This is a genomic window from Halodesulfovibrio sp. (genome assembly GCF_025210605.1).
Taxonomy (GTDB): Bacteria; Desulfobacterota; Desulfovibrionia; order Desulfovibrionales; family Desulfovibrionaceae; genus Halodesulfovibrio.
The window spans coordinates 43,506-56,575 of record NZ_JAOARI010000037.1 but is presented as its reverse complement, the minus strand read 5'-3'; the positions used below and the strand labels follow the sequence as shown (position 1 = coordinate 56,575).

14 protein-coding genes are annotated in these 13,070 nt (G+C 44.6%); 11 read left to right on the top strand and 3 right to left on the bottom strand.

Going from position 1 to position 13,070, the window contains the following annotated elements; translation table 11 throughout:
- Positions 1-5: 5 nt before the first annotated feature.
- The 3 genes from lipB to N4A56_RS14745 all read left to right on the top strand — a co-directional run bounded on the left by lipB (position 6) and on the right by N4A56_RS14745 (position 3,115).
- Positions 6-650 carry a lipoyl(octanoyl) transferase LipB gene (gene lipB, locus N4A56_RS14755; protein WP_293669146.1) on the top strand — a complete coding sequence of 215 codons (645 nt, stop codon included), beginning with the start codon at positions 6-8 and terminating at the stop codon, positions 648-650.
- Positions 592-1,491: a lipoyl synthase gene (gene lipA / locus N4A56_RS14750; protein ID WP_295548486.1), complete on the top strand. Its 900-nt coding sequence runs from the start codon at positions 592-594 to the stop codon at positions 1,489-1,491. Before lipB ends, lipA begins: the two co-directional genes overlap by 59 nt.
- A 295-nt stretch (positions 1,492-1,786) precedes the next feature.
- Positions 1,787-3,115 (top strand): DUF4147 domain-containing protein, encoded by a 1,329-nt coding sequence (locus N4A56_RS14745; protein ID WP_295548483.1) that lies wholly within the window; start codon positions 1,787-1,789, stop codon positions 3,113-3,115.
- Positions 3,116-3,365: 250 nt separating this feature from the next.
- On the opposite strand, the gene N4A56_RS14740 is transcribed toward N4A56_RS14745, so the two are convergent.
- Entirely contained in the window at positions 3,366-3,641 is a 276-nt protein-coding gene (locus tag N4A56_RS14740; protein WP_293669150.1) for an HU family DNA-binding protein, read from the bottom strand.
- A 356-nt stretch (positions 3,642-3,997) separates the two neighbouring features.
- Here N4A56_RS14740 and N4A56_RS14735 point away from each other — a divergent pair, with 356 nt between their 5' ends.
- The 4 genes from N4A56_RS14735 to N4A56_RS14720 all read left to right on the top strand — a co-directional run bounded on the left by N4A56_RS14735 (position 3,998) and on the right by N4A56_RS14720 (position 7,597).
- Entirely contained in the window at positions 3,998-4,465 is a 468-nt protein-coding gene (locus N4A56_RS14735; RefSeq protein WP_295548480.1) for a GyrI-like domain-containing protein, read from the top strand.
- 15 nt (positions 4,466-4,480) lie between these two features.
- Positions 4,481-5,035, top strand: a complete 555-nt coding sequence (locus N4A56_RS14730; RefSeq protein ID WP_295548478.1) for a hypothetical protein — start codon at positions 4,481-4,483, stop codon at positions 5,033-5,035.
- A gap of 4 nt (positions 5,036-5,039) precedes the next feature.
- A complete protein-coding gene (locus tag N4A56_RS14725) occupies positions 5,040-6,080 on the top strand; it encodes a hypothetical protein (RefSeq protein WP_295548476.1) in 1,041 nt (346 codons plus the stop codon).
- A gap of 1,229 nt (positions 6,081-7,309) precedes the next feature.
- Positions 7,310-7,597 carry a hypothetical protein gene (locus N4A56_RS14720; RefSeq protein WP_295548474.1) on the top strand — a complete coding sequence of 96 codons (288 nt, stop codon included), beginning with the start codon at positions 7,310-7,312 and terminating at the stop codon, positions 7,595-7,597.
- A gap of 19 nt (positions 7,598-7,616) precedes the next feature.
- On the opposite strand, the gene N4A56_RS14715 is transcribed toward N4A56_RS14720, so the two are convergent.
- Positions 7,617-8,465: an MBL fold metallo-hydrolase gene (locus N4A56_RS14715; RefSeq protein ID WP_295548472.1), complete on the bottom strand. Its 849-nt coding sequence runs from the start codon at positions 8,463-8,465 to the stop codon at positions 7,617-7,619.
- A gap of 254 nt (positions 8,466-8,719) precedes the next feature.
- Here N4A56_RS14715 and N4A56_RS14710 point away from each other — a divergent pair, with 254 nt between their 5' ends.
- From N4A56_RS14710 to zupT, 4 genes are all read left to right on the top strand, one after another.
- On the top strand, positions 8,720-9,919 hold the full coding sequence (locus N4A56_RS14710) for an aminopeptidase (protein WP_295548469.1): 1,200 nt from the start codon (positions 8,720-8,722) through the stop codon (positions 9,917-9,919).
- A gap of 176 nt (positions 9,920-10,095) precedes the next feature.
- On the top strand, positions 10,096-11,235 hold the full coding sequence (locus tag N4A56_RS14705) for a diguanylate cyclase (protein WP_295548468.1): 1,140 nt from the start codon (positions 10,096-10,098) through the stop codon (positions 11,233-11,235).
- Positions 11,236-11,278: 43 nt separating this feature from the next.
- Positions 11,279-11,605, top strand: coding sequence for a hypothetical protein (locus N4A56_RS14700; RefSeq protein WP_295548466.1), 327 nt, complete (start codon positions 11,279-11,281; stop codon positions 11,603-11,605).
- Between the two features lie 132 nt (positions 11,606-11,737).
- Positions 11,738-12,574: a zinc transporter ZupT gene (zupT, locus tag N4A56_RS14695; RefSeq protein ID WP_295548464.1), complete on the top strand. Its 837-nt coding sequence runs from the start codon at positions 11,738-11,740 to the stop codon at positions 12,572-12,574.
- Here the strand turns inward: zupT and N4A56_RS14690 are convergent.
- Complete coding sequence (locus N4A56_RS14690; protein WP_295548462.1) at positions 12,552-12,905, bottom strand: hypothetical protein; 354 nt, start codon at positions 12,903-12,905, stop codon at positions 12,552-12,554. The two genes, zupT and N4A56_RS14690, sit on opposite strands and share 23 nt — an antisense overlap.
- Between the last annotated feature and the right edge of the window lie 165 nt (positions 12,906-13,070).

Genomic DNA, 13,070 nt, shown 5'->3' with positions numbered 1-13,070 from the left:
AAACGATGCGTGTTGTTGATCTTGGACTCATTTCCTACGCTGATGCTGAAAAAATTCAAAAAGAAACTCTTGCAGACGTTGTAGACGGAGCAGAAGAGACTCTTTTTCTTCTTGAACACCCGCCGGTGATTACCTTTGGTCGTAACGGTGGCAGAGAAAATCTGCTCGTCAGTGATGAATTTTTACAACAGCAGAATGTAGAACTTGTCCATTCATCCCGTGGCGGCAACATAACCTGCCACTTCCCCGGTCAACTCGTAGCATACCCGATTTTTCGTGTAGCAAAAAAGCCGGGTGGGATGCGCGGACTCTTTCACGATTTAGAAGAAGTTGTCATCCAAACCTGCGCTCACTATGGTCTTCAGACCACAAGGCAGGACGGCAGACCCGGAGTATGGATTGATAACAGAAAAATCTGTTCCATCGGCATCGCTATGCGGAAATGGACAAGCTACCACGGACTAGCATTTAACGTTTTATCCGACGTTGATTTATTTTCGTTAATCACTCTTTGCGGTCTTGCTGATGCAGAGCCTACATCGCTCGAAAAAGAACTTGGTCGCAATGACATAGACATGCAGGAAGTAAAACATGTGCTCACAGAAGCCTTCAAAACCGTATTTGCGGATTCCACCTTGGCTCAGGGTTAAAATACCTTGCAACAAGACATACACCGCAACAACAGAGCTGGTAAAAGACCTTAATCTTAATACTGTCTGCCAGAGTGCAAAGTGTCCGAACATGTTCGAATGCTTTACATCGCATACAGCTACTTTTTTGATTATGGGCAACACATGCACCCGCAACTGTGCCTTTTGCAACATCAGTAATGATCCTGTTGAAAAACTTGACGCAGAAGAACCTGCACGCGTGGCAGAAGCTGCCAAACGTCTTGGGCTTAAGCATGTAGTTATTACCTCAGTCACCCGTGATGACTTACCCGACGGTGGGGCAAATCACTTTGCAGCAACAATCAAGGCTGTACGCGATACGCTTCCTGACTGTAGCATCGAAGTTCTTATTCCTGACCTTCAAGGGGATAAAGCTTCTTTACAGATAGTCATTGATGCTGAGCCGGACATTATTAACCACAACGTCGAAACACCGCCGATGCATTACGATGCCATCCGCCCTCAGGCTGATTATCAGCAGAGCTTGACGTTGCTTGAACGTGTTAAAGAGGCAGGATGCCGCTCTAAATCCGGTCTCATGGTCGGACTGGGCGAAACTGACGAAGAGGTTCGTGGAGTTATCGATGACCTCGCAGCTATTGATTGCGATATCGTAACGATAGGTCAGTACATGCGTCCTTCCCGCTTGCATCCGGAAGTTGAACGATACGTACACCCTGACGTATTCGAAGAATATGCAGAGTACGGCAGAAGCAAAGGAATTAAGCACATGTTCAGTGCTCCGCTTGTCCGCTCTTCATACAATGCTGCCATGTTTGCGGATGAAGCTGCACCTGAGTCTGTAAACGAAGCAAACTAGCTTATTATTGTACGCCGCTTTTTCACCTGTGGAAAAGCGGCGTATTTTACTATCATGTATCAGCAGGACTTCGTTCACCAACCTGTTGTGCTGATCCGACAGTGTCGGAACCCGATTCTAGAGCACTTTTTACTCAGGAGGTATCTGCAAAGCTGCAACTTCCGCTTATGTCAGCTCACTACATAATGATCTTTTTGCGTGTGAATTTTGGTTATTTCTTGCTAAGCACAACGGAACGTTTTTTTCGCTGCGCAGCATCATTTCGTTAACCGATTATTTTCAGAGAAAATCTATTATGAACGCACATCCAAAAGATATGTTGCACGAAATACTGGGCGCAGCACTTACAGCAGTTGCTCCGGATAAAGCCGTTAGCAGGTTTGTATCACGAGATGGTGATACATTGCATATTGATACTGCTACGTACCCCCTCGACACTTTTGACAATATTTATGTTGTTGGTGCAGGCAAAGGCGCTGCCCCCATGGCTGCACAGTTGGAAGAAATTTTAGGCGACAGAATAACCGACGGTATTATCTGTGTAAAATATGAGCATACCGTCCCTCTTCGTATTGTCCGCACAATTGAAGCTGCCCACCCTGTTCCTGATGCGAATGGTGAACGTGGAGCACGAGCAATTCTTGAACTGGTAAACAAAGCAGGAGCACGCGACCTCGTGCTCTGTTGCATCACAGGTGGAGCCAGCGCTCTCACCCCCGCGCTTGTGGAAGGCATATCGCTTGATGAAGGCAAACAAGTAACGCAGCTTCTTCTAGAATGCGGAGCTACAATCAACGAAATTAATGCACTCCGTAAGCACATGTCGATCTTCGGCAGCGGCAACCTTGCCCGTGCAGCCTACCCTGCCCCACTCGCAGCTCTCATTATTTCTGACGTCGTTGGTGATGATCTGGACGTTATCGCATCTGGTCCAACCTCACCGGATAGTTCTACATTCGAAGACTGCATCAATATTTTAGAACGCTACCAACTCACAGCTAACGTTCCGGTCAACATCTTGACGCACTTTCAAAACGGAGTAGAAGGGAAAATTTGCGAAACACCGAAAGTTGGTGACCCTGCATTTGATTCCGTTCAAAACGTGCTCGTCGCAACGAATGAACAGGCACTGCATGCTGCGGCAGCCAAAGCACAGCAATTTGGATATACTCCACAAATTGTGACATCCAGTATGTCCGGAGAAGCCCGCATTGTTGCTGCTGATATTGCAAAGCAAGCCCAAAGCGTTCTTAGCTCCCAAACGGGTAAGCTATGCCTGCTATCCGGCGGCGAGACAACTGTTACCCTGACAGGGGATGGACTTGGTGGACGAAATCAGGAAATGGCACTGGCAGCCGCTGTTGCCCTTGATGGATGTCCGAACATAGCCATGCTATGCGCCGGAACTGACGGTTCCGACGGGCCGACTGATGCAGCAGGAGGATTTGCTCTCCCCGACTCGTTACAGCGTGCAAAGGCATGCAGTATCAGCCCGCAACTGTATTTAGCAAATAACGATTCATACAACTATTTAAAAGGCACAGGCGACCTTTTGCAAACAGGTCCCACACTAACCAACGTGATGGATATATGTATCACGCTGGTGCAACACGAAGCCTTTTAACTAGCCATCGAGAATAAGAAATCCCGGACTGAACAAATCAGTCCGGGATTTATATATTCAAAACAAATTTGTTTGAATACAAAGTAGATCCAACCGTATTTCAAACACCGAATCACTTTGCTACGATAGCAAGGTGGAGCATCAACCAAATACTACAGTTACATTTTCACTATGTATTCAATCGAAAGCTCGGCGCACTTTCGGTGTAAACAAGTTGATACTACTTGCGTACAGCAGGTACTATCTTAAATTATTTTACAACTTCTTTAAGAGTTTTACCTGGAGTAAATTTAACAACTTTAGTTGCTGCAATCTCAATTTCTTCACCAGTGCGAGGGTTGCGACCTTTACGTGCTGCACGCTCAACAACTTTGAAGCTACCGAAACCGGTAAATACTACAGACTCACCGTCCATGAGAGCTTCAGTAAGAGCTTCGATGGTAGATTCGAGTACAGTTTCAGCCTGAGATTTAGAAGCAAGGTTAGCTTTTGTAAAAAGCTTTTCAACAAATTCAGCTTTTGTCATGAAGTTCTCCATTACATAATGTATGAGTTTAACAGATCATATGATCCGATAATTTTCTATCGGGGCTCGTGCCAGCAACGAGCAATCGCAAAGCTTAGTGCGTTTGTCAATAACGAATGCTCTGAATACTGTTAATTCTCAGGAGTTGCGAGTGTTTTATGCATTTTTTTTGCGCAATTTTCATTATTGTCTACAGCTCAAGATGTCAAAAAGATGAATTTTACATTCCTATTGCAGCATTTTCACTTCCATAAGCTAGTACTTTGAAAGCTTTTTTTCCAAATAATGTGACTCTCGGGTTGCTGTTGCGTACCATTTCACTATACAACTAAGCTCATTACAAGGAGCACTCTGGAATGAAAGTTGTTATTGAAAAGCTACCCGATATTCGAGTAGCTGCTGTTCGTGAAATCGGTCCATACACAATTTCAGCGCCGCAAGCATGGAACCAGCTATCCCTTTGGATAGCTAAAAATAATATGTTATCACAGCACAGTATCTTTTTAGGCTTACGGCATGACTCCTCAATAGTTCCCAAAGACCAACGACGTTATGATGCCACTGTCAGCGTCCCCGAAGACTGTATTATCTCGGGCATCGCAGAAGAACGTTACGTATCGGGTGGAGAATTCGCCATGTACACCCATCAGGGAAAATTCGACACCCTCGAAGAGGCTTGGAGCAAGCTATACTGGGAATGGTTGCCATCCAGCGGAAGAATTCCTGCGGACAAACCTGATATTGAAATATACCTTAGTGATACAACGTTTTCTGCCGATAAAGAAATATTAACAAGACTACTATTGCCCCTTCAGCCCATATAAATTTCAGGAGGCCATATGTTTCGCATGTATCGTCCGTTCGTATTTATTCTTTGTGCAGCGTTGCTCATTCTTTCCGGCTGTGCTTCTTCGCAGGTTCGGTTACGGTATGTTCCAGAAAAAGATCTGCCAGTTGTCCAAGTGCAACACACTGATGCTATCGGGCTTGTCCAATTTGCAGATAAGCGCTCTTCAAAAATACTTGGGGTGGATAAAGGCAAAGAACTTACCCCTGTTTCCAATGTTGCAGCATGGGTTACCAGAGGCGTAGAAAACGAATTAGTTCGGCATGGCGCATCCGTTGAATATGTACTGAGCACTCAGCAAATTAAAAAATTTCCTGTCCGCGTAACAGGAACCATTGCAGAGCTTCGCATTGTCCCACTTTCTGTTGGCAAATACCGCGGGGAACTTACACTCACCATTGCTGTGAACGACGGCTTGCCGACCACCTATAAATCCACTGTTGAAAAACAGGGAGTCCCATACACAAACATTATTGAACCATTACTTGCAGAATTACTTCAGGAAGCGATCAACCCTGCTATTCCGGTAATTTTTGCAGCCAAATAGTCCCATGCAGAATGCACGTTTTTATTTTTCAATTGTTATAGTCAGTTTTCTTTGCCTGTTTGCGACAGGGGTAGCGCATGCTGCATCAGAAAGACTTTCACCAGTACCTCTGTCACACACCGTTAAAATTCCATACGGCTACACTATGTCAGAGTCTTCAGCTACCGCGATTGCTGAAACCTTTGCACTTCATGGTGCCTTTGCCCGTGCAGCACAATGGATTGAGCATCGTCAAAAATTAGCATGGATGGCAGATACCCCGCCTGCACTCGGTGCACGGCAGGAGACTCTTGCAGCTAACCAGCTATACAACTTCCACCGGTCAAAAATCTTTCGGTCACATGACGTAGAAAATTACTACATCAGTACAGAAGTTACCATTTCCCCGCTTTCCCGCTTTGATGAAAAGCGAAGAGATGCTCTTCAGCCTACAAGTCGCTCAAAACTCTATGAATCAATATTTGTAGCGGAAGAAACAGCACTAGCAGAGTACTCCGATGCACTATATCAAAATAAACACATCGATTATTTGCGGTATATTGATTCTGATTTGAAGTTATTTTTCGATAAGACAGCAAGACGTCTTAGCGCTCTGAAAGCATACCGAAAGATCGTTCCGCAATATTCACAAGGAGCGTGGAAAAAGCCGAAACAGGTCTTAGAAAAGATCACTATGCTTTTAAACCTTGATCCTGAAGAACCCAATCTTTTGCACGCGAAAGGAACTCTTCTGTTTCAATTGAAAGACACACTCGGAGCAATTCAGTATTACAACGATGCGCTTAAGTTAAATCCTAACCTTGTAGTCGCCCTGCATGATAGAGGGACTGCCTACGTCCGTGCGAATCTTCCGTACATGGCGATTGCGGATTATGACAAAGCGATTTCTCTTTCGCCAAAAAATCCGCACCTGTACATTTCGCATGGGTCAGCTGACCTCGTAATTAAAAATTACCCTGCCCTATGCGCAAATTACCAAAAAGGTTGTTCGCTTGGACTATGTGAAGAAATCAACTGGGCTATCGCTCGTGGGCTATGTCAGTAACGGTTTTGATATATAAAGCGTACGACTACAATGTGCGTGTTTAGCATGGATCGGGATGCCTCCGGCGGGCAAGGGACTTGAAGCCCCTTGCATCCCCCATTAGGCGAAAAAACATCTTTTTTAAACGCAATCTCGGCTTATCCAAACCTACTTTCTTTTTCACTCGAGAAGAGGATGAATTAACACTTCGTCCTCTTTTTTTATAACCATGTTTGCTACGAAGAGTAATAAAACTCTCACCCTCTCCACCTACACTACATTCACGCCACCAACCTTTTCGGCAACACAATGTAATCACACAGGTAAACCCAGAAACACTACTTCAAGCTCGTGCAAGTGTTCAGACATACTTCAAGCTCGTACCAGTGTTCAAACATACTTCAAGCTCGTACCAGTGTTCAAACATACTTCAAGCTCGTACCAGTGTTCAAACATACTTCAAGCTCGTACCAGTGTTCAAACATACTTCAAGCTCGTACAGGTGTTCAGACATACTTCAAGCTCGTACAGGTGTTCAGACATACTTCAAGCTCGTACAGGTGTTCAGACATACTTCAAGCTCGTACAGGTGTTCAGACATACTTCAAGCTCGTACAGGTGTTCAGAGGGTGGGGCTTTGGAGGGGCGAGGGGTCAGCGAAATGTTCGAGAGCAAGGCATCTGGGGAAATGCAAACGAAGGCGTAGCAGCGCTACGTCGATGTGAAGAATTTTCACAGATAACGCAGCAATCGGGCATTGCAGCCAGCCCTCGCCCCTCCAAAGCCCCACCCTCTGAACACCAGAAAAGACGAGTCGACCGTGCCCGAGGGGTAAGGGGCACGGTCGACGCTGCAAGGGAGGAGGATGAGTTGTGTGGCATCGCTGCCTTGCCACACGCAAGCCAACTGCTGCCTGTCGGCTTGGACTAACTCTGCTGTCTCCGCAAACATTCGGAAACAAGCATCCATGTATCCACCATACCCTGAAAAACGGTCTTCGCCATTATATTCTGCAATCTCAGACAGTACTTTTTCTATAATTAAATCTTGTAGATATAAAAAACTTACCAAAGAGCTAACATGCTTTACTCACAGTGTTTTACTGACCACAATTCCCATGCGCATTTTCGCAAAAATAACGAAGCGCAATCGCGTATAAAAGAGGGGATTCGATGACTGAAAATGTGCGTAACCTGCTCTCACAAACTAGAGGTTGATGCCTTGAAGTTCTGAACAGCGGTACGTATTATATGCGGATGATAGATATTAATAGAACAATTCCCACTGTGCTCGCTCGCGTAAAATCTCTTCAGAAGGGTAATGCAATCCGCATTGCCACATTCAAAAAAGATCGACACATAACAATACACCGTGTCAATAACACGGTATTGCGCATTATTCGCCATGGATTCACAAACGATGAATATGAGCTAGAAGAAGCTAAATTGAAGAAAGAAATGAAAACGTTGCTCAAGCAAGAATTTCCGCGCAGTAATAAAGTACACCTCACCTCTGTTTCTGCAGATGAAAGAGAATGAGCAGAATCAGCGAAGCACACTATAATAAGAATATTTCAGAACCTTCACGCATGGCAAAGCACAGAAGTCTTGGAGACCGTGTTGCAGCATTGCGTTTGCACTCTTCCACGATGCCTCTGATCTGAAGATCTGTACGATCTGCATCATGATGAAATAAGCCCAACTGCTGGACTTCCGCTGCAATAGCTAGCTCCAACGCCTGTTCCCACGACGAATGCCCCCACCCTTTGCTACAGGTGTATTCATCACAGGTAAATTGTGCATCATGTATCAATAAGTCTGCTCCGTGGCACACTTGGACATATGCATCAAAATCCATGTCGGCACCATGATCGAACATAAGTTCATTATCCGGCAGATAAACAACGGTCTTGCCACGATCCGTTATTTTAAATCCTCTACAGCCCCCTGGATGTGAAGCAGGAATTGCGACGACAAAGGCGCTACCGACCCTGCGCACTTGTCCATACTCCAACGCAGGCTGCCAGTTTATTACAGCTTCAACAGCACGAGTACATTGAGGTGAAAAATCACGCGATGTTAACGGATCACATAACGTTTCAAGCTTCGTGCGTAATACATCATGCTCAAAAACAGTCAGCCGTACTTCTGGGTCATATAGTGGTTCAAAAAAAGGAAGTCCCACCAAATGGTCATCATGCGTATGAGACAAGAGCAACGTATATTCTTTTTTTGATTCGAGTAATAACGCACTTCCCAAATTACGTATGCCAGTTCCTGCATCACATATAATAACGGACTGGTCTGAAGTACGTATTTCAAGGCATGGAGTTGCACCACCATGCTCAAGCATTTCTGCACCAGAGACAGGAATATTTCCACGGGCTCCCCAACATCTAATGAGCATATGCACTCCTGAAGAAATAAATTACGTATTTTAGCCGTAATTATACAACGTGCGGGTTCAACAGTACATTACATAAATGCCTATTTCTTGCCGGTTGTGTACAATGGAAGTGCATCCAGTCCTGTTTTCACAAAGCACCTGAAATCCTCTTGCACAACTTCTTGCTTCCAGTCACAATCCAGCAACATTTTTAAATAACTGTCAGCAGGTTCAGACCACAACAGCTATGGCTGCTCAATCTGAAAGGAGAATATATGTACGATACACTTACCTTGGAACGCTATGCAGAGGTTCTTTTCTGGGCACTTTCACGAGCACGCTCTGCACCGTACAAAAAAAGTGATCTGATTCTTGTCAACTACGATATTGACGGGCTTGCTCTGGCAGAAGAAGTTTGCTCCCTGCTCTATGACAAAGGGATGATTCCTGTTCCACGCATGAACGAAACGCCACGTATGCAGCTGGATAAGTATACAAAAGCGAATAATAAACGACTTACGACCCTAATTCCGGGGCAGCGCGATTTATATAATCACCTGAACGGTTCCATTTCTGTATACGCTCCTGCATCGCTCGATCATTTAGCTGCTATTGAGCCAGAACTTATTGCCATGCACAGCAAGGCACAACAGCCTTTGCGCTCTATTATGCAGACTCGTGAAGATATGGGAGCGTTCAGCTGGACGTTATGCATGTACCCTACTCAGGCACTTGCTGACCAAGCAGGAATTACGCTGGAGGAATATGCACAACAAATCAAAGCGGCATGCTATCTTACAAAGCCAGACCCAACATTCGAGTGGCGACAGTTTGCAAGAAAAGTTGATGAACTGACAGAGTGGCTCGACAGCTTAGGCGATTGTACAATGCATGTTGAATCAGAATCTGTTGATTTAAGTGTGCGTATCGGTCAACGAAGAAAATGGGTCGGCTTTACTGGAAGAAATATTCCTTCATTTGAATTATACGTATCACCGGATATGCGTCACACTAATGGCGTATACAAATCCACTCTTCCAACATTCCGTTCCGGTAATGTTATCGGAGAAATTGAACTTACCTTCAAAGACGGACGTGTTACCAATGTAACAACCGCCCACAACCAAGCTTTTGTAGAACAGCAACTTAATCAGGATACCGGTGCTGCATTTGTTGGTGAATTTGCTTTGGTCGACAAGCGATTCTCCCCTATTTCTACGTTCATGGCGAACACGCTCTATGACGAAAACCACGGTGGAGAAAAAGGTTCAATGCACATTGCACTCGGAAATTCCTATTCCAACACCTTTAATGACGCACCAGAAAAATTGACTGAGGAAACACGCAAGACTCTTGGTTTTAACTCATCCGCACTGCATTGGGACTTAGTAAATACAGAAGAGAAAAGAGTCGTCGCACTTCTTCCAAACGGAAAACGAAAAACGATTTATGAAGGTGGAGAATTCTTGCTCTAAAGAGAGTTACGCAGATGTAAAAACGATGTATGTATTTACAAAATCTTTTTTATATTGACTTCAATACATTAACTACCATACCTAGTATAGAAAGTACTTTTTAGTGGACGCACAATACTGCATGCGACCATTTCATTTTTAGAAGTATTCTAAAAATAAAGCAGGCGAGGATGGGAATGACCATAGGTACAATAAGCACAGAAGACCTTAAAGACATTATCTATCACAAGAACTTGAAGATTGGCACATACTGGATTCTATTTGCGTCCTGTATTCTTCAAATCCTAAATGGATACTATGTCATTAAAGACTATGAGCTGATTCAACCAATAGGTGTTGCATGCAACACGCTGCACACCTCTTTTCTTATCCTCGGTGCAGTCTTCATTTACTTTGCAGTAAAAAGTAAACGAGCCTCGCATCCCAGTTGGCTCGCTGCTGCTTTCTGTATTGGTATTTTCTGGGCTATTTCTACAGTAAATACTGCTTATTTCTGGAACCAGCCGGAACCGGCATCACGTGGCATGGTAATCGGTGGTTTTTCTTTAATTATAGGCTGGTATGCACGCCCTGCATTACTTCTTATGGCGTTTCCAACAATGCTTGCTGCATACATTTACCTGCTCATCGGCTATAGTGACAAAACACAGATAGGTATGCTTCTTTCGATTCTCAAGTTTCCTGCTCTGCTATCTGTCAGCCTGTATACTCTTCGTTACTGGCTGTCGTTCTGTACTGAAAAATTTGTCGAAAACGCCGTGCTTACAGAAAAGCTCGAAGCAATGGTTCGCGTCGATGAAATGACGCAAATTGCTAACCGCAAAGGATATAACGAATCTCTTGAGCAGGCATTAGAAATCGCACGCCGTTTTGAAAAACCGCTCACATTACTGCTTATCGACATAGATTATTTCAAACAATACAACGATCATCTTGGACATCTTGCGGGTGACCGGTGTATTAAATGCATCGCGAAGATAATCTCCAAACATGCACGTCGCGCAGTGGACACTGCTGCACGTATTGGCGGTGAAGAGTTTGCGTTAATCCTGCCTTCTTGCAACCATATTGAGGCAGCAAAAATAGCCGGAAATATGCAAGAAGCCCTCAAAAAGCAGATGGTATACCACCCTGCTTCAGCAATAAGTCCTCACGTCACAGTCAGCATCGGCATTGCAGAATTTTCACCTAATGATGATTCCAGTACGTTATACAGCAAAGCTGACTCTGCGCTATACGAAGCCAAACATAGCGGTCGTAACTGTTACGTGGTCAATCCCTCTGCTACAAACGACACATCACTCACAGCAATATAATTTTTGCTTGCCCGCAAACAGCAAAGCAGGCACCATCTTTCGCATGGAACATATTCTTATTAAAGTCTACGGCAGCATTTCTAATGCAAATGCAGAACTATTTAACGCCGCATTAGGTGTAGTAGAAGAGCAGGACGAAAACGCAGTCGAACTGGACGGCACATTTTTCACTATCAGCTTTGAAGGCATTTACTTCATGATTGATGACTTTATCGCTGCCATTAAGCCACATCTCACTCGCGAATGCTCTGGTCGTATTGATTATATAGATGTGGATGACTGGAGTCTTACACGATTCTGGATTGAGGGCGGTCTGATAACACATAGCACCGCTGACTTAAACCACGTCATGGATCATTCAGGACACTAAATACACAAAACACCGCTGTCTTTCACTGCGGTGTTTTTTTATGCAGTTCTATACAAGCTTTTTTGTTTTATTCTCGTATACTAGCACCTTACAATACTCCAACTCACTTCTACTTGAAACGTAAGGAACCCCATGCACGATTCAGAAACCATCTTCCTTGCTTTTGGGCTCACGCTTTTTGCTGGTCTGGCAACAGGCATCGGCTCTATTCTTGCGTTCTTCACCAAAAAAACAAACACCAGCTTCCTCTCCCTAGCTCTCGGATTTTCTGCTGGTGTTATGCTCTATGTGTCGTTTGTAGAAATCTTTGTAAAAGCAAAAATAGAGTTGCAATCTGAAATGGGCGAAGTGGCTGGAACGTGGGCTACAGTTCTTGCATTTTTTGGTGGGATTTTATTGATTGCGATCATCGACAAACTCGTTCCGAGCGAAGAAAACCCGCACGAAATTCATAAAATCGAAGAAATTGAGTCACTCGAAAAAAAGATAGAAGGAAAGGCTCCCGAACAAAAAGATAAAAAACTGCTCCGCATGGGAGTATTTACCGCATTAGCTATCGGGATTCATAACTTTCCAGAAGGGTTGGCAACATTTACCGCAGCGTTGACCGACCCGAACCTTGGCTTTGCCATTGCTGTTGCCATTGCAATACATAACATTCCAGAAGGAATCGCAGTTTCTGTGCCTATCTATTATGCAACAGAAAGCAGAGGAAAAGCGTTCACGCTCTCATTTCTATCCGGTCTTGCAGAGCCAGTCGGCGCATTGATCGGCTATCTTCTGCTTATGCCGATTCTAACCCCGACGGTCTTCGGCATTATATTCGCGGGTGTTGCGGGAATCATGGTGTTCATTTCACTAGATGAGCTTCTGCCTACCGCTCAAGAGTACGGAGAACACCACCTTTCTATATACGGACTCATACTCGGCATGGCAGTAATGGCTCTTAGTCTGCTACTTTTTTTGTAGGACACGTTTCACCATATCGCCCAGCACCGTGCGCCATGCGATTAACGTTCGCATCCTCATATGAATCAAGTGTATACAACCGAATTTTATTCGAACGTGGAAATTCTTTTTTCAATAACGTCTTTAAAAGACGTTTAACTTTGTCTGCGCTCTGGTTCTCCCAAACCTCTTGGTAGAAGCCGTCCTCCACAACACGGAAAGAATCTTCACCACAACAGACAATTACAACAGAGCGGTTGCGCTTGTACGAACGCATATCTACACACTGCCCCACCTTCAGCTTCTTCATTCGCTTCAATACGGACTCAATTGAAGTCTGTTTGTTCGTCATATATTTTCCTATGCGCCTGTCACGCTATATTTTTTAATAAAATCGCAGAACAGTATCTGGTGCCTTCGGCGAGTCTCCGACGGGCAGGCGGGCGCTGCCCCCTGCACCCCCGCGAGAGGGACGCCCTCTCGACTGCGATTAAACAAGAATTACATTCTCGTTTAA